Source organism: Plantibacter sp. CFBP 8798 (assembly GCF_014841195.1).
In the GTDB taxonomy this organism is placed as follows: domain Bacteria; phylum Actinomycetota; class Actinomycetes; order Actinomycetales; family Microbacteriaceae; genus Plantibacter; species Plantibacter auratus.
In genome coordinates, this window is sequence record NZ_JACYTS010000002.1 from 701,314 (window position 1) to 727,356 (window position 26,043).

At 69.6% G+C, this 26,043-nt stretch carries 28 protein-coding genes; 7 read left to right on the top strand and 21 right to left on the bottom strand.

Annotated features, from left to right (window positions below; all coding sequences use genetic code 11):
• Nucleotide 1: 1 nt before the first annotated feature.
• The 7 genes from IFU30_RS20090 to rpsB all read right to left on the bottom strand — a co-directional run bounded on the left by IFU30_RS20090 (nucleotide 2) and on the right by rpsB (nucleotide 5,757).
• On the bottom strand, nucleotides 2–670 hold the full coding sequence (locus tag IFU30_RS20090; protein WP_079705666.1) for a hypothetical protein: 669 nt from the start codon (nucleotides 668–670) through the stop codon (nucleotides 2–4).
• 75 nt (nucleotides 671–745) lie between these two features.
• Nucleotides 746–1,303, bottom strand: coding sequence for a DivIVA domain-containing protein (locus IFU30_RS10290; RefSeq protein ID WP_236555416.1), 558 nt, complete (start codon nucleotides 1,301–1,303; stop codon nucleotides 746–748).
• Between the two features lie 55 nt (nucleotides 1,304–1,358).
• Nucleotides 1,359–2,405, bottom strand: a complete 1,047-nt coding sequence (locus tag IFU30_RS10295; RefSeq protein ID WP_342450848.1) for a phosphatidate cytidylyltransferase — start codon at nucleotides 2,403–2,405, stop codon at nucleotides 1,359–1,361.
• Nucleotides 2,406–2,477: 72 nt separating this feature from the next.
• Complete coding sequence (gene frr / locus IFU30_RS10300; RefSeq protein ID WP_064295107.1) at nucleotides 2,478–3,032, bottom strand: ribosome recycling factor; 555 nt, start codon at nucleotides 3,030–3,032, stop codon at nucleotides 2,478–2,480.
• Between the two features lie 72 nt (nucleotides 3,033–3,104).
• On the bottom strand, nucleotides 3,105–3,818 hold the full coding sequence (gene pyrH, locus IFU30_RS10305; RefSeq protein WP_056006822.1) for a UMP kinase: 714 nt from the start codon (nucleotides 3,816–3,818) through the stop codon (nucleotides 3,105–3,107).
• 169 nt (nucleotides 3,819–3,987) lie between these two features.
• Nucleotides 3,988–4,815 carry a translation elongation factor Ts gene (tsf, locus tag IFU30_RS10310; protein ID WP_064295106.1) on the bottom strand — a complete coding sequence of 276 codons (828 nt, stop codon included), beginning with the start codon at nucleotides 4,813–4,815 and terminating at the stop codon, nucleotides 3,988–3,990.
• 18 nt (nucleotides 4,816–4,833) lie between these two features.
• On the bottom strand, nucleotides 4,834–5,757 hold the full coding sequence (gene rpsB / locus IFU30_RS10315; RefSeq protein ID WP_064295105.1) for a 30S ribosomal protein S2: 924 nt from the start codon (nucleotides 5,755–5,757) through the stop codon (nucleotides 4,834–4,836).
• Nucleotides 5,758–6,070: 313 nt separating this feature from the next.
• Between rpsB and IFU30_RS10320 the strand changes: the two genes are divergently transcribed.
• Nucleotides 6,071–6,595, top strand: coding sequence for a murein hydrolase activator EnvC family protein (locus IFU30_RS10320; RefSeq protein ID WP_192005113.1), 525 nt, complete (start codon nucleotides 6,071–6,073; stop codon nucleotides 6,593–6,595).
• Here IFU30_RS10320 and IFU30_RS10325 read toward each other — a convergent pair.
• The 11 genes from IFU30_RS10325 to IFU30_RS10375 all read right to left on the bottom strand — a co-directional run bounded on the left by IFU30_RS10325 (nucleotide 6,568) and on the right by IFU30_RS10375 (nucleotide 15,765).
• Nucleotides 6,568–7,497 carry a tyrosine recombinase XerC gene (locus IFU30_RS10325; protein WP_159878405.1) on the bottom strand — a complete coding sequence of 310 codons (930 nt, stop codon included), beginning with the start codon at nucleotides 7,495–7,497 and terminating at the stop codon, nucleotides 6,568–6,570. The two genes, IFU30_RS10320 and IFU30_RS10325, sit on opposite strands and share 28 nt — an antisense overlap.
• Before the next feature lie 57 nt (nucleotides 7,498–7,554).
• Nucleotides 7,555–8,901: a DNA-processing protein DprA gene (gene dprA / locus IFU30_RS10330; RefSeq protein WP_192005114.1), complete on the bottom strand. Its 1,347-nt coding sequence runs from the start codon at nucleotides 8,899–8,901 to the stop codon at nucleotides 7,555–7,557.
• The gene (locus IFU30_RS10335) at nucleotides 8,898–10,427 is read right to left on the bottom strand and encodes a YifB family Mg chelatase-like AAA ATPase (RefSeq protein WP_192005115.1); all 1,530 of its coding nucleotides are present in this window, start codon (nucleotides 10,425–10,427) and stop codon (nucleotides 8,898–8,900) included. Before IFU30_RS10335 ends, dprA begins: the two co-directional genes overlap by 4 nt.
• Nucleotides 10,427–10,783 (bottom strand): YraN family protein, encoded by a 357-nt coding sequence (locus IFU30_RS10340; protein WP_192005116.1) that lies wholly within the window; start codon nucleotides 10,781–10,783, stop codon nucleotides 10,427–10,429. Before IFU30_RS10340 ends, IFU30_RS10335 begins: the two co-directional genes overlap by 1 nt.
• Before the next feature lie 122 nt (nucleotides 10,784–10,905).
• Nucleotides 10,906–11,229: a DUF2469 domain-containing protein gene (locus tag IFU30_RS10345; RefSeq protein ID WP_071260887.1), complete on the bottom strand. Its 324-nt coding sequence runs from the start codon at nucleotides 11,227–11,229 to the stop codon at nucleotides 10,906–10,908.
• Nucleotides 11,230–11,241: 12 nt separating this feature from the next.
• Nucleotides 11,242–11,886 carry a ribonuclease HII gene (locus tag IFU30_RS10350; RefSeq protein WP_192005117.1) on the bottom strand — a complete coding sequence of 215 codons (645 nt, stop codon included), beginning with the start codon at nucleotides 11,884–11,886 and terminating at the stop codon, nucleotides 11,242–11,244.
• Complete coding sequence (gene lepB, locus IFU30_RS10355; RefSeq protein ID WP_124769107.1) at nucleotides 11,886–12,635, bottom strand: signal peptidase I; 750 nt, start codon at nucleotides 12,633–12,635, stop codon at nucleotides 11,886–11,888. The genes IFU30_RS10350 and lepB overlap by 1 nt, the downstream gene beginning before the upstream one ends.
• A 76-nt stretch (nucleotides 12,636–12,711) precedes the next feature.
• Nucleotides 12,712–13,059: a 50S ribosomal protein L19 gene (rplS, locus tag IFU30_RS10360; protein ID WP_056006851.1), complete on the bottom strand. Its 348-nt coding sequence runs from the start codon at nucleotides 13,057–13,059 to the stop codon at nucleotides 12,712–12,714.
• 187 nt (nucleotides 13,060–13,246) lie between these two features.
• Nucleotides 13,247–13,777 (bottom strand): hypothetical protein, encoded by a 531-nt coding sequence (locus IFU30_RS10365; RefSeq protein ID WP_137241868.1) that lies wholly within the window; start codon nucleotides 13,775–13,777, stop codon nucleotides 13,247–13,249.
• A gap of 78 nt (nucleotides 13,778–13,855) precedes the next feature.
• Nucleotides 13,856–14,515: a LuxR C-terminal-related transcriptional regulator gene (locus tag IFU30_RS10370; protein WP_191940883.1), complete on the bottom strand. Its 660-nt coding sequence runs from the start codon at nucleotides 14,513–14,515 to the stop codon at nucleotides 13,856–13,858.
• Nucleotides 14,512–15,765, bottom strand: coding sequence for an ATP-binding protein (locus IFU30_RS10375; protein WP_192005118.1), 1,254 nt, complete (start codon nucleotides 15,763–15,765; stop codon nucleotides 14,512–14,514). The genes IFU30_RS10370 and IFU30_RS10375 overlap by 4 nt, the downstream gene beginning before the upstream one ends.
• A gap of 112 nt (nucleotides 15,766–15,877) precedes the next feature.
• On the opposite strand from IFU30_RS10375, the gene IFU30_RS10380 reads away from it, so the two are divergent.
• Nucleotides 15,878–17,383: a PspC domain-containing protein gene (locus tag IFU30_RS10380; RefSeq protein WP_192005119.1), complete on the top strand. Its 1,506-nt coding sequence runs from the start codon at nucleotides 15,878–15,880 to the stop codon at nucleotides 17,381–17,383.
• Nucleotides 17,380–17,763: a hypothetical protein gene (locus IFU30_RS10385; RefSeq protein WP_192005120.1), complete on the top strand. Its 384-nt coding sequence runs from the start codon at nucleotides 17,380–17,382 to the stop codon at nucleotides 17,761–17,763. The genes IFU30_RS10380 and IFU30_RS10385 overlap by 4 nt, the downstream gene beginning before the upstream one ends.
• Nucleotides 17,764–17,792: 29 nt before the next feature.
• Here the strand turns inward: IFU30_RS10385 and trmD are convergent, their stop codons facing one another.
• From trmD to nirD, 3 genes are read right to left on the bottom strand one after another with little or no spacing between them, the layout of a single operon-like run.
• Nucleotides 17,793–18,500 (bottom strand): tRNA (guanosine(37)-N1)-methyltransferase TrmD, encoded by a 708-nt coding sequence (trmD, locus tag IFU30_RS10390; protein ID WP_085510627.1) that lies wholly within the window; start codon nucleotides 18,498–18,500, stop codon nucleotides 17,793–17,795.
• A 46-nt stretch (nucleotides 18,501–18,546) separates the two neighbouring features.
• Nucleotides 18,547–19,305 (bottom strand): sirohydrochlorin chelatase, encoded by a 759-nt coding sequence (locus IFU30_RS10395; protein ID WP_192005121.1) that lies wholly within the window; start codon nucleotides 19,303–19,305, stop codon nucleotides 18,547–18,549.
• Nucleotides 19,302–19,676 (bottom strand): nitrite reductase small subunit NirD, encoded by a 375-nt coding sequence (nirD, locus tag IFU30_RS10400; protein WP_124769100.1) that lies wholly within the window; start codon nucleotides 19,674–19,676, stop codon nucleotides 19,302–19,304. Before nirD ends, IFU30_RS10395 begins: the two co-directional genes overlap by 4 nt.
• Before the next feature lie 205 nt (nucleotides 19,677–19,881).
• Between nirD and nirB the strand changes: the two genes are divergently transcribed.
• The 4 genes from nirB (at nucleotide 19,882) to IFU30_RS10420 (ending at nucleotide 26,021) form a co-directional block, all read left to right on the top strand.
• The gene (gene nirB, locus IFU30_RS10405) at nucleotides 19,882–22,485 is read left to right on the top strand and encodes a nitrite reductase large subunit NirB (RefSeq protein ID WP_441005549.1); all 2,604 of its coding nucleotides are present in this window, start codon (nucleotides 19,882–19,884) and stop codon (nucleotides 22,483–22,485) included.
• The gene (cobA, locus tag IFU30_RS10410) at nucleotides 22,486–23,265 is read left to right on the top strand and encodes a uroporphyrinogen-III C-methyltransferase (protein ID WP_192005123.1); all 780 of its coding nucleotides are present in this window, start codon (nucleotides 22,486–22,488) and stop codon (nucleotides 23,263–23,265) included. It begins immediately after the preceding gene.
• Nucleotides 23,262–24,425, top strand: a complete 1,164-nt coding sequence (locus IFU30_RS10415; RefSeq protein WP_192005124.1) for a uroporphyrinogen-III synthase — start codon at nucleotides 23,262–23,264, stop codon at nucleotides 24,423–24,425. The genes cobA and IFU30_RS10415 overlap by 4 nt, the downstream gene beginning before the upstream one ends.
• 177 nt (nucleotides 24,426–24,602) lie before the next feature.
• Nucleotides 24,603–26,021, top strand: coding sequence for an MFS transporter (locus IFU30_RS10420; RefSeq protein WP_124769098.1), 1,419 nt, complete (start codon nucleotides 24,603–24,605; stop codon nucleotides 26,019–26,021).
• The last annotated feature ends 22 nt before the right edge of the window (nucleotides 26,022–26,043 follow it).

Genomic DNA, 26,043 nt, shown 5'->3' on the forward strand with positions numbered 1-26,043 from the left:
GTCAGTACCAGCCGTTGGACTCCGAGTGGGCCCACGCACCACACGGCGTGCTGTACCGACTCGTGATGTATCCGAGACCCCAGGTGATCTGCGTCGCGGGGTTGGTCGCCCAGTCGGCTCCGGCCGAGGCCATCTTGGAGCCGGGAAGCGCCTGCGGGATGCCCGTGGCGCCGGAGCTGGCGTTGTAGGCGTACACGTTCCAACCCGACTCGCGGTTCCACAGGGAGACGAGACAGCTGTACTCGCCCTCGCCCCAGCCGTTGGCCATGACCATGTCGTAGGCGATGGCCTGAGCCGTACCCGGGTCAGGCGTGCCTGCCGCGGGAGCGCTGCCCGTAGACGAGGAACCGCCGCCGGTCGCGGCGGGCGTCGCCACGGGAGGCGGCGGGGGCGGAGCGACGACCTCGTAGCTGTCGCGGGCGAAGGTGTACTGGTAGTTCGAGCTTGCGACGACCGACTGCGCGGCGTTGCCACCGAACTGCGCCTGCTTCTCCGCATAGGAGGACGCCACGACGCTCGAGGTCGGGTCGACCATCGTCACGGCGACGAAGCCGAACGCAGCCGTCGCCGCGAAGATCCCGAGGACCTTCTTGCCGCGAGAGCGCGGCCGACGGTAGGGCTGAACCGCCTTACCGGTGTTCGGCTGGGCTGATGGTTTCCACGGGGTCACGTCAGTTGAGTCTTGAGGCACGATGCATCGATGGTAGCCGAGAATGCCTGATCAGGCCACCTGGTCGGCCGACGCTCAGCGAACCGCCAGCATGACGTCCACGACGCTGTCGAGCAGTGCGTCGACCTGGGACTCGCGGTAACCGGCCCATTCGTTGCGGAACACGGCCGTGCGGACGCGGTCGACGTTGAGCGGTGTGCCGTCGTGGAAGTAGGCGACGAGGCGATCCGCGAGGGCGTCCACGTCCTTCCGGCTGTAGCCGCGGGCGAGCAGGCTCACCCGCTGGAACCGCTGGCCCTCCGGCCTCGTCAGCCGGTTGAGGATGACCTGCGCGGTGCCGCGGGCGTCGCGCAGCCACTCCTTGGCGCCGCGCTCCTCGACCGACCGCTCCCGCTCGCGGAGCGAGAAGGCATCCTCGAGTCGCTCGAGCGCCGCGTCGACGTGCTCGGTGCTGTAGCCACCCCGCACGAGCCGGAACGCCACGTGCCGGATGTCCTCCGCGCTCAGGATCGCATCGGCGTCGGCGTCGGTGTCCTGCCCGTAGGCGGCGCGAGCGCGGTCGAGGAACTCGTCGACCTCGGCCGGATCGTAGCCACGCTTCGAACGTTTTGCGGTGGGGAAGATCGTGCTCACCGGACCATTCTCCCCCATGAGGGGCTGATCGGGCGAAATCGGACCGAGCCGGGACTCAGACCGCGAGTCCGCCGAACAGGAGGTAGACCACGTAGGCGACGACCGCCGACGGCAGGATCGAGTCCAGGCGGTCGAGGAATCCCCCGTGCCCGGGAAGCCACGAGCTCATGTCCTTCACGCCGATGTCGCGCTTGATGAGCGACTCCGCGAGGTCGCCGACCGTGGCACTGCCGAGGAGCAGCAGACCGAGCAGGACACCGACCCACCACGGAACACCGAGCATGAGGATCGCGAGCAGCACGCCGGCCACGACCGAGACGACCCCCGCCCCGGCGAAGCCCTCCCAGGTCTTGTTCGGGCTGATCACCGGCGCCATCTTGTGCTTGCCGAACGACAGGCCGCTCACATAAGCGCCGACGTCGACGCAGATGACCAGGATCAGGAACGCCAGCGTCCACCATTCGCCCTCGGGCTGGGCGACCAGGAACACGGCGAAGGAGGCGAGGAAGGGGACGTAGACCTGGATGAACGTCCCGGACGCGAGGTCGCGGACGAGCGTGGGAAGGTCGGTCCGCTTCGAAGCGATGGTCTGCTCGGCCACGCGCCAGACGATGACGAGCAGGATGCCGAGCAGGACGACGGACCAACGCCAGACGTCGTGGAGGAAGAACGCCGCCGGCTGCATCGCGACGGCCGAGATGACGGTCGGGATCGCCGGCACCCGGCGCCCGGTCTGCTCGAGGGCCTTCCGCAGCTCCAGCGTGGCGAAGGCCACCACAGTCGAGGCCAGGACGACGAAGATCACCTTGAAGATGATCAGGCTCACGAGCATGATGCCGCCCGCGGCCACCCCGATGAGGATGGCGTTCACCAGGTTGCGGCCGACGCGCGCCTCGATGCGTTCGTTCGTCGCATCGAACTGCGCCTTCGTCGCCTGGACCTGCCGTTCGATATCGGCGCGTTTGGCGTCGACCTGCCGCTCGAACTTCGCACGGCGGTCCTTCAGCTGAGAACGCAATTCCTGCGAACCCGACTTGCCGGACCGGCCGGGTTCGGGCTTCGACGGATCGCCCGATCGCCCGGGAGCGACATCGTCTTCCACAGGTACCTCCAGCGGGCGTGCCGTCGGTCGAGGGGACCGGTCGGCGAACGGAATCAGCGGTGGGACAGCGGCTCAGATGGAGAGCAGCTCGGTCTCCTTGGCCTTCAGCGCGGCGTCGACGGCGTCGATGTGGGACTTCGTGACGGCCTCGAGCTCCTTCTCGCCGCGTGCGACGTCGTCATCGCCGACCTCGCTCTTGAGCGCCTCGAGGTCGTCCTTGCCCTTGCGACGGATGTTGCGGATCGACACCTTCGCGTCTTCACCCTTGCCGCGGACGATCTTGACGTATTCCTTGCGACGCTCAGCGGTCAGTTCGGGCATGGTGACCCGGATGACGGTGCCGTCGTTCGTCGGGTTGGCGCCGAGGTTCGGGATGTCGCGGATCGCCTGCTCGATGTCGCGCAGTGCGGACTTGTCGTAGGGCGTCACGACGATCGTGCGAGCTTCCTGGTTCTGCAGGGAGGCGAGCTGCGCCAGCGGCGTCGGCGTGCCGTAGTAGCTCACCAGGACCTTCTGGAACAGCTGGGGGTTGGCGCGACCCGTACGCACCGTGGCGAAGTCATCCTTCGCGGCCTCGACGGCCTTCGACATCCGGGTACCAACATCCGAGAGGACATCCGCGATCACGAGCACTCCTTTGATTGCATTACTGGGTTCAGTCTAGTCGGGCGGCGGGCCTCGGCCTGGCCGCCCTGCCGCCTAGGCGGAGGTGACGAGGGTGCCGATCGCGGCACCGCGGATGGCCGCCGTGACGTTGCCGGCCGGCTCCATGCCGAAGACGCGCATCGGCATGCCGTTGTCCATGCAGAGGCTGAAGGCCGTCGAGTCGACGACCTTGAGGCCGCGCTGGAGCGCCTCCTGATAGGAGATGGTGTCGATCTTCGTCGCCGTCGGGTCGACGCGGGGGTCGGCGGTGTAGACGCCGTCGACGCCGTTCTTGGCAACGAGGACCTCGACGGCTCCGATCTCGAGCGCGCGCTGTGCCGAGACGGTGTCGGTCGAGAAGTACGGGAGTCCGGCGCCCGCTCCGAAGATGACGACGCGGCCCTTCTCGAGGTGTCGCTCGGCACGGAGCGGGATGTACGGCTCGGCGACCTGCGTCATGGCGATGGCCGACTGCACGCGCGTGGCGGCACCCGCCTGTTCCAGGAAGTCCTGGAGCGCCAGGGCGTTCATGACCGTTCCGAGCATGCCCATGTAGTCGGCTCGGCCGCGGTCCATGCCGCGCTGGCTGAGCTCGGCTCCGCGGAAGAAGTTGCCGCCTCCGACGACCACTGCGACCTCGACCTCGGCGGTCGCTTCAGCGATCTCGCGGGCGATCGACCCGACCACGTCGGGATTGACGCCCAACTGGCCGCCTCCGAACGCCTCACCTGACAGCTTGAGCAGTACCCTGCGCTTCTTCTCCGGCATCCGCCTGTCCTTCCTCGTCCCTCACACAACTTAGCGTCAGGAGCCGCCCGCTGTCCGCGACAGCCGTCGACTCGCTGGCTGGATCGTCACCGATCCCACGTGCGCGGGTATGCCCGCGCACGCAAAGGGGTCCGGATCGCCAATGGCGATCCGGACCCCGTCACAACTGCTACGCGCCGACCTTGAAGCGGGCGAACCCGGTCACGGTGAGGCCCGCGTCAGCGAGCACCTTCTGCACGGACAGCTTGTTGTCCTTGGCGTAGTCCTGCTCGAGGAGCGCGACCTGCTTGAAGTACGAGGTCACGCGGCCCTCGACGATCTTCGGCAGTGCAGCCTCGGGCTTGCCCTCGTTCTTCGAGATCTCGGTGACGATCTCGCGCTCCTTCTCGACCTCGTCGGCCGGGACGTCGTCGCGGCTGAGGTAGGACGGGTTGGCGAACGAGATGTGCTGCGCGATGCTGCGAGCCGTCTCCGCGTCGTCGCCCGTGTAGCCGACGACCACGCCGACCTGCGCGGGCAGGTCCTTGTTGGTCTTGTGGAGGTAGACGGCGAAGTGCTCACCGTGCACCACCGCGAGGCGGCGGAGCTCGAACTTCTCACCGATGATCGCAGCGGAGTCCGCGATGACCTCGGCGACGGTCTTGCCGTCGGCCGGAGCCGCGTTCCCCTCTTCGACGGTGGTCGCGCCGGCGGCGACGACCGCGTCGAGGACGAGGTCGGCCAGAGCGAGGAACTTCTCGCCCTTCGCGACGAAGTCGGTCTCGCAGGCGAGCTCGATGAGCGTGGCGGTGTCGCCGTTCTCCTTCGCGGCGACGAGGCCCTCGCTCGTGGAGCGGTCGGCACGCTTCGCGTTACCCTTCGCACCCTTGAGACGCAGGATCTCGGTCGCCTTCTCGACGTCGCCATCGGCTTCGACGAGTGCGTTCTTGGTGTCGACCATGCCGGTGCCGAGCTGCTCGCGCAGCACCTTCAGGTCAGCGAGAGAAAAGTTGGCCATTGCTGGTGTCCTCCTTGATTACTTCTCGTCGGCGACGACGGCGGCAGCTGCGCCCTCGGCGTCGGCGGCGGACTCGGTTGCAGCGACCTCGACGTCTTCGACAGCCGGAGCTGCCTCGACGGCGTCGGTTGCGGCGATCGCCTCATCGGCGACCTTCTCGGTCTCGGCGGAACCCTGCTCGCCGCCCTGGAGCAGCTCCTGCTCCCACTCGGCGAGCGGCTCGGCCGGGGCGTCGCCCTCGGTCGGCTTCTGGTGGCGCTGGATGAGACCCTCGGCGGCGGCGTCGGCGATGATGCGCGTCAGCAGGCCGACGGAACGGATCGCGTCGTCGTTACCCGGGATCGGGTAGGTGACCTCGTCGGGGTCGCAGTTGGTGTCGAGGATGCCGATGACCGGGATGCCGAGCTTGCGCGCCTCGTCGATCGCGAGGTGCTCCTTCTTGGTGTCGACGACCCAGAGCGCCGACGGCGTCTTCGAGAGGTTGCGGATACCACCGAGCGACTTGTGGAGCTTGTCCAGCTCGCGCTTCTTGATGAGGAGTTCCTTCTTGGTGAAGCCGCTCTTGGAGGCGTCTTCGAAGTCGAGCTCCTCGAGCTCCTTCATGCGGGCGAGTCGCTTCGACACCGTCTGGAAGTTGGTGAGGAGGCCACCGAGCCAACGCTGGTTGACGTAGGGCTGGCCGACGCGCGTCGCCTGCTCGGCGATGACTTCCTGCGCCTGCTTCTTCGTGCCGACGAAGAGGATGGTGCCACCGTGGGCGACCGTCTCCTTGACGAAGTCGAAGGCCTGGTCGATGTAGCCGAGCGACTGCTGCAGGTCGATGATGTAGATGCCGGAACGCTCGGTGAAGATGAAGCGCTTCATCTTCGGGTTCCAACGGCGGGTCTGGTGCCCGAAGTGCACGCCGCTGTCGAGCAGCTGGCGGATGGTTACGACGGCCATGAGCCGTTCTCCTGTTCTGCGCTCGCCACCGCACCGCTGACGCGGACGGGTGGGAGTGCCTCGGTTGCCTGACGGACCGGATGGCCTCGTCCCTGGTGCCCGGCGCACGTCCGCCACGCTCCGGAGAGCGAGGACCGATTGGAAGTGGTGGCCGAAATGGCACGCGTAGTCACCCCGACGAGCGAGGTGCTCCGTTCAGCATAGCATCAGGCCACCGTGATGACGGCGCTCCACAGGCCGTCCGACGAGCTCCGTCTCCCCGCTCCGAGGTGCCCACCCGCCCTCGCTTTCCCGAGCCCGTCAGGCTCGGATCATGATGACCTCGATCGCCAGTTGGTTCCTCGTCTCATGCCTGGTGCTCCTCGCACCCGTGAGCACGTCTGCGGCGGCGCCGGCCTGGAACTGGCCGATCGCTCCCCCGCACGTCGTCACCGAGCCGTTCGTCGCGCCGCCCGACCCCTACAGCGCCGGCCACCGCGGTGTCGACATCGCGGCATCGCCCGGTCAGCCGGTGGCCGCAGCAGCCGCCGGCGTCGTGACGTTCAGCGGGACGGTGGTCGACCGCCCACTCGTCGTGATCCGGCACGACGACGGACACGTCTCGAGCATCGAGCCGGTGGTGGGTTCGGTCGACGTCGGTAGCCGCGTGACCCGCGGGGCACCGATCGGCACGGTCGGCGTCGGTGGACACTGCGCCGACGGCTGCGTGCACTTCGGGGTGCGGCTCGACGGCGTCTACGTCAATCCGATGCTGCTGCTCGGCGAGGTGCCTCCGGCCGTCCTGCTCCCACTGACCGCGACCGCGGAGGCTCAGGCCCGCGGGTGGGCGTTGCGGTAGCTCTCCTTGATGCGTTCGACGGAGACGTGCGTGTAGATCTGCGTCGTCGCGAGACTCGCGTGGCCGAGGAGTTCCTGGACCGCGCGGAGGTCCGCTCCCCCGTCGAGCAGATGCGTCGCGGCGGTGTGCCGCAGGGCGTGCGGCCCTGCCGGACCACCACCGGGCACGGCGTCGAGGAGCCGGGCGACGAGCGTGTAGACGGAGCGTGGGCCGAGCCGTCCTCCGCGTGCGCCGAGGAAGAGGGCTGCTCCGGGCGTCGGTCCGCGGTCGTTCGCGGCTGCACGGACGACCAGCTGCGGGCGGGCGCTCGTGAGGTAGTCGACGATCGCCGACTGAGCGGGGACGCCGAACGGCACGACCCGCTCTTTGTCGCCCTTGCCCGTGACACGGACGGTGAGTCGATCGAGGTCGAGGTCGTCCCGGTCGAGTCCGCACAGCTCGGATACGCGAAGGGCCGAGGCGTAGAGCAGTTCGACGACGGCGAGGTCGCGGAGGGCGTTCGGCTCCCCCGATGCGGCGCGGTCCTCGAGCCCAGCGAGGAGGTCGTCGAACGGGCCCCGACCGACGACGCGTGGCAGGGTCCGACCCGTCTTCGGACTCCGGAGACGTGCCGCGACGTCCGAATCGACCCTGCCGGTGCGCAGGAGCCAGGCGCTCCAGGCCTTGGCCGTGGCGGTGCGTCGCGCGAGCGTCGCCTTGGACGAGCCTGCCTCGGAAGCTGCCCAGAGCCAGTCGCGGAGGAGGTCCAGCGTCACGCCGTCGACGCCCTCGACATCGCGTCCGGTGGCGAAGTCGGCGAGCTGCCGGAGATCGGAGGCGTAGGCGCGAACGGTCTGCGGCGACAGCCGACGCTCGGAAGCGAGGTGCTCCGAGAACCCGTCGATGCTGCTCCAGATGTCCACGTGGACAGCATGCCCCACGCATCCGACGCCGTGGCCTTCCCCCGCCGACTGATCACCTCACGCCCGTCCGCCGACGAGCACCCACCCTCGTTCGCGTTCCTCGACAGCCCCGGCGAGATCGAGCGCACCGAGCACACCGGTGACCTCTCGAGGACTCAGACCACTCGCTTTCGCAAGCGCCTCGACGGTGCGTGGCGAGCGCGCACTCATCACATCACGGACCCGGCGTTCCTCTGGCGAGGCGAACGCCTGCGCGTCCGCGTCGACCGCGGTCCACCCGGCGAGCTCCGCCATCTGTGCGGCGTTCGTCACGCAGGTGGCGGCGTACTCACGGATCAGGCGGTGACAGCCCGCCGACGACGGACTCGTGACCGGGCCGGGCACGGCTCCGAGCGGACGCCCGAGGGATGCAGCGTGACCCGCCGTGTTGATCGACCCGGAGCGGTCGCCGGCCTCCACGACCACCGTCGCAGCCGAGGCTGCGGCGATGAGTCGGTTCCGCTGCAGAAATCGCCATTTGGACGGTGTAGACCCGCATGGTGATTCGCTGATGACGGCCCCACCGGCCTCGCGGATCCGACGGATGAGCGCGTCGTGACCGGCAGGGTACGGCCGATCGACCCCACCTGCGAGGTAGGCCACGGTCACGCCTCCGCTCCCGAGGGCGGCTCGGTGCGCCGCGCCGTCGATGCCGTACGCGGCACCCGACACGATCGCGAAGCCCCGGTCGACGAGCCCGGCCGCCGCCTCGAGGGTGACGTGCTCGCCGTACCCGGACGCGGCCCGGGCCCCGACCAACGCGATGGCGCGTTCCCCCGCAGGCACGTCGGGAGAACCGCGTAGCCAGAGGGCGTGCGGCGCGTGCACACCGAGGTGGTCGAACCCCGCTTGCCAGCCCGGATCGCCTGGCAGGAGTAGTCGTACGCCGACCTCGATCGCGGTCTCGCACGCGGCGACGAGGTCAGCCGAGACGAGACGGGGGCGCCAGCGTTCCAGCGCACTTCCGAGCACGCGGGAGGCGGGAATCGCGGCGGGATCCTCGGACTCGGCATCGGCATCGGCCGACGTCGAGCCCGAGCCACTAAACCACTCGCTGCCGAGGATGCGGCGCTGCAGTTCGGTCGGCCCCACCCGGTCCAGAACCGCTGACAGTGCGCCCGCAGGGCCGAGCGCACCGACCACGAGCCCGGCCACGCCGTCGCCCGGTTCGGCGATCATCGTCCAGGCCGCCCGAGCGAACGCCGCCCGAATCCCGGCGGGGCCGACGTTCTCATCGGCCACCGAGACGTGCTCGGCACCTCCATCCGCGCGAGGACTACCCACGGCCTCGGCCGGCTCCAGGCCGCCGAGTCCGCGGACGAGGCGTTCGACCAACTCGCGGTCCAAGCCGAACCATGCGCTCATGAGATGCCCTTCCGCAGGAAGAGGGCGCGCCCCAAGTGCTCGGCTGTGGGGCTACCGGCCCCGTCGAGGTCGGCGAGCGTCCAGCTCAGTCGGAGGATGCGGTCGTAGCCACGCATGGTGATGCCTCCCCGCTCGAGGGAGCGGTCCAACGCGCTCGTGACGGATCTGGGCAGCCGCATCCGCGGGCTCCTGAGCCAGGTGCCGCTCGCCTGCGCGTTCGTGGTCCAGCCGGTGCCGGCCAGCCGTTCGGCGCTCGCGGCCCGCACCGCTTCGACGCGGGAACGAGCCTCAGCGGTGGAGACCCCACGCTCCTGCGAGAGACTCGTCAGTGCCGAGGTGATCCGGTGCACCCGCACGCGGATGTCGATCCGGTCGAGGAGCGGCCCCGAGATCCGCCCGAGATAGCGTCGACGGGTCTGCGGAGGGCAGGTGCAGACGCCGTCCGCCGTGCCGTACTGGCCACAGGGGCAGGGGTTCGCGGCGAGGACGAGTTGGAAGGCGGCCGGGAACGTCGCGCTGCCGTGCGCACGATGCACGGTGATCACGCCGGCTTCGAGTGGCTGCCGCAGCGAGTCGAGGACGTCGGCGCGGAACTCCGGTGCTTCGTCGAGGAAGAGCACGCCGTGCGCCGCGCGCGCGGCTGCTCCGGGCCGGATCTGGCGCGAACCGCCACCGATGATCGCCGCTGCCGATGACGAGTGGTGCGGGCTCTCCCACGGTGGTCGTCGTGCGAGCGCGCCGTCCGGCGGCAGACCGATGAGCGAGCGGAGGCAGCTGACCTCGACCGCGGCCTCGGGCTCGAGGTCGGGAAGGATCTCAGGGAGGCGGGCAGCCAGCATGGTCTTGCCGGCACCGGGAGGTCCGACCATCATGACGTGGTGCCCGCCGGCCGCCGCAGCGACCATCGCGTCGACCGCGTCCGGCTGTCCGACCACGTCCGCGAGATCGAGTGGGTCGGGCGTGGGCAACCGATCGACCCGCTGTCGGACGGGTTCGAGGTCGATCGCAGAGAGTTCTGCACCGTGCCAGATGGCCGCATCGCGCAGCGAGGTCGCCCCGATCACCGTGACGCCGGGCACGAGCTGCGCCTCCTCGACGTTTGCGGTCGGCACCATCACCGCGTCGTAGCCGGCACGGGCGACGGCGAGGACGGCCGGCAGCACGCCGACGAGCGGACGGAGCCGACCGTCGAGCCCGAGCTCACCGAGGTGGACGACCCGCTCGGCGGACTCCCGGCGGACGAGGCCGCCCACGGCGAGGCAGGCGATCGCCATGGAGAGGTCGAATGCGCTCCCCTGCTTGGGCAGCGACGCGGGAGACAGGTTGATCGTGAGCTTGCCACCGGGCAGCTCGCAGCCGGAGTTCGCCGTCGCACTCTTGATGCGGTGCGCGGCCTCACCGAGCGACTTGTCGGGAAGGCCGACGATCGCCATGCCCGGTACGGTCGCGGCGGCTGACGCCTCGATCTCCACGATCGCGCCCGTGAGGCCGGCGAGCGCGACCGACCAGGTGCGTGCGACGGCCATCAGGAGACTCCCCGCAGGTGCTGGAGTCGCATGTCCCCTTCGGACGGCAGCACGATGCCGACGACGTCGACGCGCATCCGCCGCGAGCGCGGTCGGTGCTCAGCGCACCAAGCCCCGGCGAGACGACCGATCCGGGCCAGCTTGCTCGGCGTGACCGCCTCCGCGGGATCGCCGAAGCCGACGCCGGAACGGGTCTTCACCTCGACGAAGACCAGCGTGCCGTCGTCGTCCGCGACGAGGTCGAGTTCGCCCTGTGGGCATCGCCAATTGCGGTCGAGGATGCGGTATCCGCACGCCTTGAGATGATCCGCCGCCACCTGCTCGCCGCGTCGGCCGAGCTCGTCCTTCCGTGCCATGTGCACCTCCTGGCATCCAGCCAAGCGTGCAGACGAGGCTCGTTACCCGGAGGTGGGTCTGTCGTCGACGATCGCGCGGCGAGGCGTGCCTGTGGAGCGCTGTCGGTCGCGGGAACCGAGCCCTACTCGTCGAGCGTGAGTTCCTTCGGGAGCTCGAAGTCACGCGAGGACAACTGCTCGACGTTGACGTCCTTGAACGTGAGCACCCGGACGCTCTTGACGAACCGGTCGGAACGGTAGACGTCCCACACCCACACGTCGGTCATGGAGAGCTCGAAGTAGAAGTCGTTCGCCGTGTCGCGTCGCACGAGGTCGACCTCGTTGGCGAGGTAGAACCGGCGCTCGGTCTCGATCACGTACTTGAACTGCCCCACGACATCGCGATACTCGCGGTAGAGGGCCAGTTCGACCTCGCGGTCGTAGTCTTCGAACTCGTCTTCGTCCATGGTCTCTCCAGTCTACGTGTAGGCGGGCAGCCAGCTGCTCCGGTGGTGGAGGGTCAGACCGTGCTCGGAGAGGGCCGACAGATGCTGCGCCGAGCCGTATCCCTTGTTGCCCTCCCACCCGTACTCCGGCAGTGCCTCGTGCAACTCGATCATCAGTCGGTCACGGTGCACCTTGGCGAGTACGGACGCCGCGGCGACCGACGCGCAGTCCCGATCCGCTTTGACCCTCGTGGCGATGGTGAGCGGTCGCTGGAGCGCCCGGCTCAGCCAGTCGCTGTTGCCGTCGAGCAGGACGGTCGATCCCGTGACGTCCGCGCCGACGGCGTGCAGTTCGAGCAGTGCCCGACGGCCGGCGAGTCCGAGGCACGCGGTGATGCCGAGCTCGTCGACCTCCGCCGGGCTCGCGAGTCCGACGGCCCCGTACAACAACCACTCGCGAGCCAGCGGTTCCAGGCGGGTCCTCGCTCGCTCGCTCAACAGCTTCGAGTCGCGGAGTCCCTCAGGGAACGGCCCGCAGGCCGGGACGACCACCGCGGCGCCGACGGCCACCGGGCCGGCGATGGCTCCGCGACCCACCTCGTCCATGCCGATGACCGACGGGACACCCGCAGCGAACAGTTCGTGCTCGACCTCGAGGGTCGGTTCGCTGACGGCCATCACTCCTCTTCTGGGGCGGGGATGCCCTGGAAGACGGTCGGGTAGTTGTCGAGCCAGGCCCAGTTGCTGGACGGCCAGGTGATGACGAACGCGCGCCCCACGACGTTGTCGATCGGGACGAAGCCACCACCGGGTGTGTCGCCGTTGTACCGGGAGTCCTTCGAGTTGTACCGGTTGTCGCCCATGACCCAGAGCGAGCCCTCCGGGACGACGATGTCGAACGGGTCTCCGGACACCTTCTCGGTGCCGGCCGGAAGCTTCACGTACGGTTCGTTCAGCGGAACCCCGTTGACCGTCATCTGCCCGAGCGGGTTGCAGCACGACACGTGGTCGCCCGGCAAGCCGATGACGCGTTTGATGAGGTGGTCGTCGCTGTCGGGAGCGACGAGGCCGAAGATCGACAGCACCCATTCGACGGCTGCGGTGACGGGAGGCTGCGGAGCCTCGACCGTCTGCGGGAGCCAGCCGCCCGGATCCTGGAAGACGACCACGTCGCCTCGATTCAGCGAGACCACGTCGGGGACGAGCTCGTTCACCAGGATGCGGTCCTGGATCTGCAGCGTGTTCTCCATCGAACCGGACGGGATGTAGAACGACCGCACGAGGAAGGTCTTGATGAGGAAGGAGACCAGCAGCGCGACCACGAAGATGATGAGGAGGTCGCGAAGGAAGAGCAGCGCTCCGCGTTTGCCGCGGGGGCGCTGCTGGTGGTCGGGCGACGCGTCTGCCGCCAGGGAATTGTCTGTCATTTAACCGCCTGAGCTCCCCACCAGCTTATCCGGTGGGGAGCTCAGGAATGATCGCGGAGGGCGACCGGGAGGACGACTAGTTGTCGCGCTTCTCCTTGATCTTCGCCTTCTTGCCACGGAGCTCGCGGAGGTAGTACAGCTTCGCGCGACGGACGTCACCGCGGGTGACGACCTCGATGTGGTCGATGTTCGGGGAGTGGACCGGGAAGGTGCGCTCGACGCCGACCTGGTAGCTCACCTTGCGGACCGTGAAGGTCTCGCGGACACCCTCGTTGGAGCGGCCGATGACGACACCCTGGAAGACCTGGATACGGGACTTGTTGCCCTCGATGATGTTCACGTGCACCTTGACGTTGTCGCCGGCGCGGAAGTCGGGGATGTCCGACTTGAGGGATGCTGCATCGACTGAGTCGAGAATGTGCATGATGATTCCATCTCTGCGACCGCCACAGGTCGACCGCTGAATACGTTCGGAAGGAAGGGTGTGCCCGATGCCGGCGTTCCCCTGTGGCAGAACTGCGGAGGCACAAACAGCAATTGTGTCATGAAAGGGCCTCGGATGGGAAACCGGGCCCCGATACGGCGCAGGCGACAGCGGCGGATACGGCCGCTCAGCGACGCTCGTCGGGCTTGGACTCCTCGATCACGATGAACTCGCCGCCGTCGATCGGACCGGGATCGAACCGCGGCTGCGGCGGGATCGCCGATCCGGGGACCGTGCCTGGCCCGGCGGCAGCAGCCATGCGCTCGAATTCGGCCATCGTCTCCCGGGCGCGGCGTGCCGTCTCGGAGATGAGTTGCGCGATGACGCCCCAGAAGGCGGCAAGGCCTGCGACGACGCCGAGGACCGCCCAGAGGGCGACGCCCGAGCTGAACGAGCCGAAGCAGATGATCGTGACGTGCCAGAGCGTGAGCAGGCCGACGTCCGTCCACGACACGAGCTTCGTCGTCCGGACGCTGGCCCTGGCGGAGATGAGGAACGCGATCGCGGCGAGCGCGATGGCGAGGATCGGCATGGCGATGAAGAGCCCGAACAGGCTCCAGCCGCTCTCACCGAAGAGTCCCCATCCGACGAACGGCCAGGCGGGCAGCACGAAGATCGCGGCGAATCGCCAGTAGTAGAACGCCCGACGGATGATCATGCCTCTCAGGCTACCGCCGGGCTCCTGGGCGCGCACTGGTCGTTCGCTGTCGGCCGATGTCGGTCCGGGCCCGAGGGGTCAGAGGAGCTTGCGCTGCAGCGCCCAGGCGGCGAGTTCGTGGCGCGAGGACAGCTGCAGCTTGCGCAGCACGCTCGACACATGGGTCTCCACGGTCTTCACAGAGATGTACAGCTCCGTGGCGACCTCCTTGTAGGCGTAACCGCGGGCGATGAGGCGCATGACCTCCTGCTCACGGGCGGACAGCCGGTCGAGCTCGTCGACGGACTCCGCCGTCTCCCCCGTCACGGCACCGAAGGCGTCCAGGACGAAGCCCGCGAGCCGGGGCGAGAAGACCGCGTCGCCGTCGTCGACCCGCCGTGCGGCCTCCGCGACCTCGGCCCCCGAGGAGCTCTTCGTGATGTACCCGCGCGCGCCGGCCCTGATCACCCGGACCACGTCCTCGGCGGCGTCCGAGACGCTCAGCGCGAGGAACCGGGTGGCGGGCGCGGTCGACACCGACCCGGCGATCACGTCCGCACCACCGCCACCAGTGCCGCCCGGCAGGTGGACGTCGAGCAGCACGACCTGCGGACGCGTCTCCCCGATCACCCGGATCGCCTCCTCCACGTCCCCGGCCTCCCCCAGCACCTCGATGCCGGGATCGAGTTCGCTGCGCAGGCCGGAGCGGAAGATCGAATGGTCGTCGACGATCACGACGGTCAGTGGTCGGTCGCTCATGGTCGGCTCCTCGGAACGGTCGGGACGGTCTCGGGCTGCGGCGCAGTCGGCGCGGCGTCGTGGACGGGCAGGACGAGACGGACCTCGGTACCTCGTCCGCCGGGCCCCGATCGGATGCTCGCCTCGCCACCGATGCGCTGCATGCGGCCGATGATCGACTCCCGCACCCCGAGGCGGTCCCGCGGGACCTGTTCCAGGTCGAAGCCGGGGCCGCGGTCGGAGATCGACACCTCGATCCGCTGCGGTGCCGTCTCCAGATAGACGGAGACGTCGCCGCCGGCGTGACGTGCCGCGTTGAGCACGGCCTCCCGTGCGGCGGCGAGGAGCGGCTCCGGGGCGTCGTCGATCGCACGCCCGACCGCGACGACGTCGACGCGCACCGCGTGGTCGGCCTCCACCGCGGCCGCGATGGTCCGCAGCTCGGTCGCGAGGTCGCCCGTCGGTGCGGTCCCGCCGGAGAAGAGCCAGTTCCGCAGCTCGCGCTCCTGCGCCCGCGCGAGACGGGACGCCTCACTCCCCGGACCGGCCTGCTGCTGGATGAGCGCGAGTGTCTGGAGCACGGAGTCGTGCAGGTGCGCGGCGATCTCGGCGCGGTCGGCCTCGCGCATCCGCGCGGCACGCTCGTCGGCGAGGTCGCGATTGAGCTGGAGCGCCCAGGGGGCGATGACCACGGCGACCCCGAGCAGCACGGCGATCGCTGCGACGATGACCGTCCACATGTTCGGGCGGTCACCGGTGACGAAGAACAGGAGGATGCCGAGGACGACGAGGACGAGCGCTCCGAGCACGCGGATCAAGAGGGCACGTGAGCCCTCACCGCGACCACGCTCGCCGAACTGCCGCCAGGCGAGTGCGGCTCCCGCGAGGACGACGATGACGGGGATGACGGCCTCGAGTGGGATGTCCAGCCCGGTCCGGGTCGCGATCAGCGCGGTTCCGGCCGCGAGCAGGGCGATCCCGAGCAACACCTCCGTGATCGGCGCGCGACGGGGGCCGTCGAGGTCGCCTCCGCCTTCGGTCGAGGCCGGCCGGAGCAGGTGCTCCCGAGGATCGAGTGGTGCGTCCGCGCCCTGGGTCGGCGTCATGACCCACAGCCACACATAGAGGAGCAGGCCCGCTCCGCCGCAGCACGCGAGGATGACCGTCGCCGTCCGCACCGCGGCGACGGGGAGACCGGTGTGCTCGGCGAAGCCGGCGCAGACACCGCCGAGCAGGCGGCGCCTCGGACGGATCATCACCTCGGTTCCCATGGAGCCATCCAAGCAGTTCGGGGTGCGGTCGGCACCCTGGGACGGCAGGATCAGGGTGCACTCAGGGTCATGCCGGATGGGCCCGACCCGGACGCTTCGCCAGAATCGGATCATGACGAACCACAGCACGCCGCCCACCGGAGCAGAACCGGGGGCACCCGCCCCGCAGGATCCGACAACCCGCTTCTTCGACTGGTGGCGGTCCACCGGTCTCCGTCGCTCGAGCGACTCGTGGCTCGGCGGTGTCGCCGGGGGTGTCGCGGTCCGGCTCGGCCTCGATCCGATGATCGTGCGCGGAGCCCTCATCGTCATCGCGATCCTGGGCGGGCCGGTCCTCTTCGTCTACGCCGCGGGCTGGGCGCTCATACCCGACCAGCAGGGTCGGATCCACCTCGAGCGTGCGATCCGGGGCGTCTTCGACCCGGCGATCGTCGCGATCGGTATCCTCGCGGTCCTCACCGCTGTGCCGTTCATGCGCGGCCTCTGGTGGGACGGCGTGCCGCATGCGTGGAACCTGCCCGGGTGGCTGGAGTCGACCATGACCGCCGGTTGGGTGATCGCCTTGGTCGCCGCGGCGGTCTGGCTGATCGTGATGTTCTCCCGCCGCGACCCTGGGCGGGAGACTCCGCCTGAGACACCGCCGCAGCGCGACCCGTGGACCAGCGACGCCTCGATCCCGAAGCCGACGGCACCATCGCCCACGGCCTCCCCCTCGGGCCCTGCCGGCTCGGCCCCGGCCTCCCCCGGTGCCGCGAACCCGGTTTCGCTCACGAAGGTCGACGGTTCGCCCGGTGATGCGGGCGCGACCGTCCCGCTCCCTGGAGCCACCACCACCACCGCGTGGGACGGGGCTCCGAGCCAGCAGCGCGGCTGGACGAGTCAGGAGTTCCGGGACGAGATGAGCCGCCAGCGAGCCGAGCAGCAGGCCGAGCGCGAGACGAAGGCTCGAGAGCGTCGTGCGCAGCACCCGGGAGCGGCCTTCGTGGCGATCACCCTCGGACTGGCGCTACTCGCCGGTGCCGGCGCGGCCGTCATCGCGGCGAGCGCCGGGTTCTCGGTCCCGGTCGTCGTGGTCATCGGGCTCGCCGCAGCGCTCGGTGCGCTCGCCGTCGCGACGATCATCGCGGGCATCAGCGGACGGGAGAGCGGCTGGCTCGGGCTCTTCACGTGGGCCGCTGTGATCTCCTTGCTCGCCACCGGCGTGTTCCCACTCGGCTCCTCCTTCCTGCCGGTCGGACGCACGACCTGGACCGTGACGTCGACGGATGCGGACGACCGACGCGGCTACGTGATGATCGCCGGCCAACCCACGCTCGACCTCGGTGAACTCGCCGACGACGACGCGTTGCGCGGTGGCACGATCGACGTGTGGATCCTCGCAGGCGAGGTCGACGTGCTCATCCCCGAGGACGTGCCGGTGATCGTCGAGTTCTCAGCGATCGCGGGCACCCTGGAGACGGGACGCGACGGTCGGGACCGGACGGACCGACGCGGCGGAGCCCTCTTCCAGGATGAGGCACGGTACGGACGAACGGCGTCAGGAGACACGACGCGGGTACGGGTGTGGACGGTCGCCGGCAGCGCTGTGGTGACCGAGCAAGCGGAGGCGGGACGATGAGCGAGCACGACGACCGGACCGGAGCGGCGGACATGTCGTCCCCAACCGACGCGGAGACGGGATCGGCTCCGTCGGAGACCGATCAGACGGCCACCACGGAGTCGGACGCCACGCGGCCGACCACTGCGCAGCCGGCCACAGGCCAGACGGCCGATGAGCCGAGGACCGATGTCGGCCCGAAGGATCGAGGCGGTCGACCACCGCGCTTCGGCACGATCCTCTGGGGCGTGCTCCTGCTCGTCTTCGCCGGCGCCATGCTCGTCACCAACCTCACCGAGGTGCGCATCGACCCCCTGGGGTGGATCACCGGGGCGATCATCGCGACCGGGGCCGTCCTCGTCATCGCCGGCATCGCCGCCGCCGTGCGACGTCGGCCCTGACAGCTGTCACGCACAGGACCCCGGCGCGCTCAGGCGTCCGGCTCGTCGGCGGGCAGCAGATCCGGGCGGACCTCGCGGGTCCGCTCGATCTGCTGCTGCCGACGCCAGGTGGCGATCGCACCGTGATTGCCGCTCAGCAGCACCGGCGGCACCGGGAGTCCTCGCCACTCGGCAGGCTTCGTGTAGCTCGGGTACTCGAGGAGCCCGTCTTCGTGCGACTCCTCGACGAGACTCTCGGGGTTGCCGACAACGCCCGGGACGAGCCGACCGATCGCCTCGATCATCGCCATCACGGCCACCTCTCCCCCGTTGAGGACGTAGTCGCCGAGGCTCACCAGGCGGACCCGTGCTCGGCTGGCGGTGTGGTCGAAGACGCGGTGGTCGATGCCCTCGTACCGGCCGCAGCCGAAGACGAGGTGCGGCTCGGCCGCGAGCTCGCGGGCCATGGCCTGCGTGAACACCTCACCCGCAGGAGACGGGAAGATGACCAGCGGCTCCTCCTCGGTGTCGTCACCCAGGATGCCGTCGAGCGCCTCACCCCAAGGCTCCGGCTTCATGACCATGCCGGCTCCCCCGCCGTACGGGGTGTCGTCGACGGTGCGGTGACGGTCGTGCGTCGAATCCCGCAGGTCGTGGACGTCCAGTTCGATGAGCCCGCTCTGCTTCGCCTTGCCGAGCAGCGAGAGGTCCAGGGCATCGAAGAAGGTCGGGAAGATCGTGACGATGTCGATGCGCATGAGGAGCAGTCTATTCGCGCGACGGTCGTCGTCCCGGTCGCGCCGGTCAGCCCGACAGTCCGGCCGAGGCCTCCTCGTAGCGGTCGACCACGAGGTCGACGATGCCCGGATCGGGAACCTCGCCGATGTGGAGGAGCGGCGGCGTCACGAGGTCCGCTCCCGCCTCCTCGAGCAGCCGCGCGAAGTAGCCGGGCGCCAGCAGGTAGGTGGCGATGATGACCCGCCCTCGCGGTCGACTCGTTCGAGCCGCAACCACCGCATCGGGCACCGACGGCTGAGCCGCGGAGACGAACGCCGTCTCGACCGGCACCCGCAGTCGCGACTCCAGTCGACGTCCCATGTCGACGCAGTCGGCGACGGCCCTGGCGTCGGTGGACCCGGCCGCTCCGAGCACGATCCGATCGTCGGGCGTCACGTGCAGCGCCTCCAGTCGCCTGGCGAGGACCGCTACGAGGCGGTCGTCCGGTCCCATCGCCCGTCCGAGTGCCGTCGGCCGATCCGTCGCCTCGAGGTCCTCGACGAGGTCGACGTGGACGTGGAACCCCGCGGACAGGAGCAACGGCACGACCACCGCGGGCCGCTCGGGCTCGATCGAACCGAGGGTGGCCGGGACGTCGGGCTGCTGGACGTCGACGAAGCCACCGGCGACGTGGAGGTCGGCACGCGATCGTCCGACGGCGTCGACGAGCGCGGCGACGGAGGCCTGTCCGATCGGGCAACTCGTCCCGTGGGACACGGCCAGGAGCGCCGGACTCGTCCGCGGACGCGTCTGCGGGCGGCGCACCGCGGTCTCGAGCAAGGTCATGCGTCCTCCCCCAGCTCGATCTCCACGAACCCGCCCACGATGCGGGTGCGGAACGTCTGGAGGAAGAGGCTCGGGTCGGTGAAGCACTCACCCGTGCCGAGGTCGTACACCTGCTTGTGCAACGGTGACGCGATCGTCGGTCGCTCCCCTCGAGAACCGACGATGCCGCGAGCCATCACCGGCGCGGCGGTGTGCGGGTCCCGATGGTCGACGGCGTAGACCTCATCTGCGCCGATGCGGAACACCGCGATCTGCCGGGCGCGGAGCAACGCCACCTCGCCCCAGGAGAGTTCGAGGTCGTCGATGGCGCAGACGCGTCGCCACTCGGCGAGCGCCGTCCGCCCGGTGTGCTCCTGCATCGTGATGCTCATCGTCGGCCTCCTGGTCGTGCGTCGGAGCACCGACGCTACGGGCGAGGTGTTTCGTCGGATCACCCGTGACGTTTCGGTGAGGTGAAACCGACCTCACATCCGCCCGGGCGTCGTGTGCGGTCCTGGACGCGTTCGGGACACATGCGGGCAACGGTCCGGAAACGCCGCGTCAGTACGCTCGCTGGAACACGAGCCGAGGGGGCCCATGATGATCGATCCCACCGCAGGAGATCTGCCGCGTCGCGTCGTCGTGGTCGGCGGCGGCCCGGCCGCACACCGTCTGGTCGATGCCCTGCACAGTCGCGACGCCGGGCGCACCATGCACATCACGGTCGTCTGTGAGGAGCTCCACCGTCCCTACGATCGTGTGGCACTGAGCAAGCGTCTCGACGATGCGGCGATCGACCTCACGCTCGCGCCGACGGGCGTCTGGGACGAGCAGCACGTGTCGCTCCTGCTGGGCGAACGCGCCGAACGGATCGACCGCGAGGCCCGGACGGTGCACACCTCCCTGGGGAGGGTCGTCTCATACGACGAGCTGGTCCTGGCGACCGGCTCCTCGGCCCCGGTGCCCGAGATCGACGGTTCGGAACACGCCCTCGTCTACCGGACGATCGACGACGTGGACCTGCTGGTGTCGGAGATCGCGCGCATCGGCTCCCTGCGAGGTCGTCCCGCCCGGGTGATCGTCGCCGGCGGCGGGTTGCTCGGGCTCGAGGCCGCCGGTGGTGCGGCACGGCTCGGTGCTGAGGCGAGCGTCGTGCACTCCGGGTCGTGGCTCATGTCCGCCCAGCTGGACGAGGGAGCCGGTCGAGCCCTCGGGCGCATCATCGGCGGCCAGGGCATCGGTCTGCACCTGGGGACGAGGCCCCGGTCGATCCTCGTGGACGAGCAGGGCGGTGTCTCGGGCGTGAAGTTCTCGAGCGGCCAGCAGGTCGACGTCGACATCGTGGTGTTCGCCATCGGGATCCGCGCCAGGGACGAGCTGGCCCGCGATGCCGGGATCGAGCTCGGTGACCGCGGCGGTGTCGTGATCGGGACGGACTGCAGGACGTCTGCGCCGGGTGTCTGGGCCATCGGCGAGGTCGCCTGCTTCGACGGTCGATGCACCGGTCTCGTCGCACCGGCGAACGCGATGGCCGAGGTCGTCGCGGATCGGCTGCTCGGTGGCGAGGCGGAGTTCACGACCGTCGACGACGCCACGAAACTCAAGCTGTCCGGTGTCGACGTCGCGAGTTTCGGCGACGCGCTCGCGCGCACCGAGCACAGTCTCGAGATCGTGTACGCGGACCCGGCACGCGGGCTGTACCAGAAGCTCGTCATGACGGACGACGCCAAGACCCTCCTGGGCGGGGTCTTCGTCGGCGACGCCTCGCCCTACGCCTCGCTGCGCCCGCTCCTCGGCGCCGAGCTGTCGAGTGAGCCGGCCGCCTACCTGTCGGCGTCAGGGATCGAGGCACCGGCCGGGGACGAGCTCCCCGACGCAGCGCTCGTCTGCGCATGCAACGCCGTCACCGCGGGGACCGTCCGCGACGCGATCGCGGGCGTGCACGGCGAGGCGTGCACCGAGTTGGGGGCGCTCAAGACCTGCTCCCGCGCCGGTACCCAGTGCGGCTCCTGCGTCCCGCTCGTGAAGAAGATCCTCGAGACGGAGCTGACCAAGTCCGGCATCGCCGTCTCGCGCGCACTCTGCGAACACTTCGAGCTGTCCCGGCAGGAGCTGTTCGAGACCATCCGGGTGCTCGGTCTCACCTCCTTCGACGAGATCCTCGCTCGCTACGGCACCGGACGCGGCTGCGACGTGTGCAAGCCGGTGATCGGTTCCATCCTGGCCAGCCAGCAGGGTGGGTACATCCTCGACGGCGGCCGGGGGACGCTGCAGGACACGAACGACCGGGCGCTCGCGAACATGCAGAAGGACGGCACCTACTCCGTGGTCCCCCGGATCCCCGGTGGCGAGATCACACCGCAGAAGCTCGCGGTGATCGCACAGGTCGCCACCGACTACGGGCTCTACACGAAGATCACGGGCGGTCAACGGATCGACCTGTTCGGCGCCCGCCTCGAACAGCTGCCCGACATCTGGCGCATCCTCGTCGACGCCGGCTTCGAGTCCGGACAGGCGTACGGGAAGTCGCTCCGCAACGTGAAGAGCTGCGTCGGGTCCAGCTGGTGCCGCTTCGGTGTGCAGGACTCCGTGGGCATGGCGGTCCACCTCGAACTCCGGTACCGCGGCCTCCGGGCACCGCACAAGTTCAAGTTCGGGGTGTCGGGGTGCGCGCGCGAGTGCGCTGAAGCACGTGGCAAGGACGTGGGGATCATCGCCACCGAGCAGGGCTGGAACCTGTATGTGGGCGGCAACGGAGGGTTCCAGCCGACCCACGCGCAGCTCCTCGCCGGAGACCTCGACGACGAGACGCTCATCCGGTACATCGACCGTTACCTCATGTACTACATCCGGACGGCGGACCGACTGCAGCGCACCGCCAGGTGGATGGAGGACCTCGACGGCGGACTCGACCACGTGCGGGAGGTCGTCGTCGAGGACTCGCTCGGACTCGCCGCCGAACTCGAACAGGCCATGGCCGCACATGTGGACGGGTATGAGGACGAGTGGGCGGCGACCCTCGCCGACCCGGAGCGCCTCCGCCGGTTCCGTTCCTTCGTCAACGAGCCGGGCGATGCCGAACCGCGACTCGCGCGGGTCGCGGAGCGAGGCCAGTACCGGCCCGCGACGACGGAGGAGATCGAGCGCGGCGAGGCCGTCTATCTCGCAGGGCCTACCATTCCAGTGAGGGAAGGGGCATAGATGTCGGGTCCAGGCAGGGTCACGCTCGTCGGCGGCGGACCGGGCGATCCCGCGCTGCTGACCGTCGCCGCCATCGAGGCCCTCCGAGACGCGGACGTGGTCCTCTACGACCGGCTCGCACCCCACGACACCCTCCCCGAGCTCGCCCCGAACGCGCTCCTCGTCGACGTCGGCAAGCGCCCCGGCCATCACCCGATCGGACAGGACGGTATCGAGACCGTCATGGTGCAACACGCGCTCGACGGCGCGGCGGTCGTCCGCCTCAAGGGAGGCGACCCGTACGTCTTCGGGCGCGGCAGCGAGGAAGTCCTGGCCTGCCACCGCGCGGGCGTCCCCGTCCGCGTGATCCCGGGCGTCTCGAGTTCCGTCGCCGTGCCCGCGGCTGCCGGGATCCCCCTCACGCACCGGAACCTGAGTCATCTCTTCACCGTGGTCAGCGGTCATGCGCCGCTCTCCGACGAGGAACATCGTCACCTCGCCGGCCTCGGTGGGACGATCGTCGTCCTCATGGGTGTCGGCACGCTGCCCTCCATCTCCCACGGGCTCCTCACCTCGGGGCTCGCCGCCGACACACCCGTCGCGATCATCGAGCGCGGCTACAGCGAGACCCAGCGCACCACCGTGGCCGACCTCGGGACGATCCTCCACGTCGCCGCGGCCGCCGGCGTGCGGTCACCGGCCGTCATCGTGATCGGCCACGTCGTCGCCTTCGCCTTCGACGGTGACGCCGAGGCCTCGGAACTGCTGGCGCGGGCCGAACGTCTGGGGGCATCGGCGTGACCGACACCACCCCGCCGGCCGCTGACGCCGGCCCGGACGTCACGACCCCGGTCCCGGGATTCCGGGCGGACCAGCTCGAGGGCTTCCGGATCGGCGTGACGAGCGACCGTCGATCGCAGGACCTCATCGACGCCTTCGAGCGGCGCGGCGCCACCGTCGTGCACGCACCGACGCTGCGGATCGCACACGCACAGCACGACGAACCGCTCATCGACGACACGCGCGACATCATCGCCGCACGCCCCGACGTCCTGCTCGCCACGACCTCGTACGGCATCCGACGGTGGTTCGAGGTCGCCGACGCCGCTGGACTCGGCGACGAACTCCTCGAGGCGCTCGCCGAGACGGCCATCCTCGTCCGTGGTCCCAAGGCACGCGGTGCCATCCGAGCAGCCGGTCTGAACGACGTGGGCATGAGCGACCGCGAGACCACCGCCTCCCTCGTCGACAAGGTCGTCGCCGACTACCCGGCCGGTCTCCGCGTCGCCGTCCAGCTCCACGGGTACACCGACGAGCGCCAGCTCGAACGGCTCCGTGCCGTCCACCAGGAGGTGCACACGGTCGCCCCCTACCGGTGGACGGACCCCGATGCGACCGACGAGCGCGTGCGGCGACTCGTCGAGGCGATCGTCAGTGGCTCGCTCGACGCGGTCACCTTCACGAGCGCCCCGTCGGTCGTCGCCCTGTTCACGGCCGCGGAGGCACTCGGTCAGGAGGACGCCGTCGTCGACGCCTTCCGTCGCGACGTGCTGTGCGCGGCCGTCGGCCCGGTCACGGCGGCGCCACTGCTCGCCCAGGACATCGAGCCCATCGTCCCCGAGCGGTTCCGCATGGGGGCACTCATCCGGCTGCTGTGCGAGCATCTCGAACAGCACGCGATCCTCCGAGCCGAGACGCTGCACGGCCCGATCGCCATCCGTGGCGCCATCGTGGAGCTGCCCGGCTCGCGGGTCCGGCTCCCCCCGAACTCCCTCGCGCTCCTCCGCGCCCTCGTCCGTGCGAACGGAGCCGTCCTCTCGCGCTCCGCGCTGGGCGACGCGCTGCCCGCAGCCGCGGACCACCACGCGCTCGAAGTACAGATGAGCCGCCTCCGCCAGACGCTCGGCGTCCCCGGACTCATCAACACGATCGTCAAGCGCGGCTATCGCCTCGACGTCTGACGGCGGCTGGTCCGGCTCCTGGACCGCGGGCGGTCATCCGCCTCACCGGGGTGATGAGTGCCTGTGAGCAGGCGGTGATCCAGGTGTTACCTCGCGGGTGGGGCCCCGAAACACGGCGTCGGTAGCTTCGGAGACAGCACACGTCCCGTCCCGCTTCACCGAACGCTCGGAGCAGCCATGACCACGAACCTCGAAGCAGTCGACGCCCCACCGACCACGGCGACACCGACCGTCACCCCGGTCGCACTGACCCACCGTCCCGGTCGTTGGATCGACGGGTGGAACCCCGAGGACAGCGCGTTCTGGGACCGGGAGGGCCGCGGCATCGCCGGGCGGAACCTCCGGTGGTCGATCTTCGCGGAGTTCCTCGGCTTCGTGGTCTGGCAGCTCTGGAGCATCGTCGTCGTCATGCTCCCGACGGCCGGGTTCTCGTTCTCCACGGCCGAGACCTTCTGGCTCATCTCGATGCCGAGCCTCGTCGGTGCGACCCTCAGGTTCCCGTACTCGTTCATGGTCCCGCGCTTCGGCGGGCGGAACTGGACGATCATCTCGGCGGGGCTGCTCCTCATCCCGTCCATCGCGCTCGCGCTGTGTGTGGGCAATCCGGACACCCCGTTCGGCGTCATGCTCGTCGTCGCCGGACTCGCCGGGTTCGGCGGTGGCAACTTCGCCAGCTCCATGTCGAACATCACCTACTTCTACCCGCAGCGGGAGAAGGGCTGGGCGCTCGGGCTGAACGCGGCGGGCGGCAACCTCGGAGCAGCGGTCGCACAGTTCGTCGTCCCCATCGCGGTCACCGTCGGAGCCGCCGCCACCCTCAACCTGAGTCTCGCCGGATGGATCTGGGTCCCCTTCATCCTCCTCGCGATGTTCGGTGCCTACCGCTACATGGACAACCTGTCGTCAGCGAAGGCGGACCTCCGCGGATCCGCCGCCGCGCTGCGGGAACCGCACCTCTGGCTCCTCGCACTCCTGTACATCGGCACCTTCGGCTCGTTCATCGGCTTCGCGAGTGTGTTCCCCAAGCTCATCGCGGACCAGTTCCCCGACTTCTCCTCCTTCGCCGTCGGTTCCGCGTCGATCTCGCTCGCGTTCCTCGGAGCCCTGATCGGTTCGCTGGCACGCCCCTTCGGTGGGCGTCTCGCCGACCGCTTCGGTGGGGCCGTCGTCACGATGAGTGCGTTCGCCGTCATGGCCCTGGGAGCGCTCGCGGTGCTGTGGACCCTGCCGCTGGCGAACTTCTGGCTGTTCCTCGGCTGCTTCCTGCTCCTGTTCGTCGCCGCCGGTGTCGGGAACGGCTCGACGTACCGCATGATCCCGAGCGTCTTCGCGGCGCGATCCGGCCTGCGCGACGCCCACCACCGCAGCGGCGACGTCGGGACGCAGCGCAAGGCCGCCGCCGCGCTCGGGCTCATCTCCGCGATCGGTGCCTACGGCGGCTTCGTCATCCCACAGATCCTCGGGCTCTCGCACGGCGCGACCGGTAGCTACTCGGCCGCGTTCATCGGCTTCATCGGCGCGTATGTCGTCCTGTTCGCGGTCACCTTCCTCGTCTACTTCCGCAAGAACGCGTCACTCGCCGGCCAACGACTGTGAGCCGTCGCTCCACCCGCTCCTG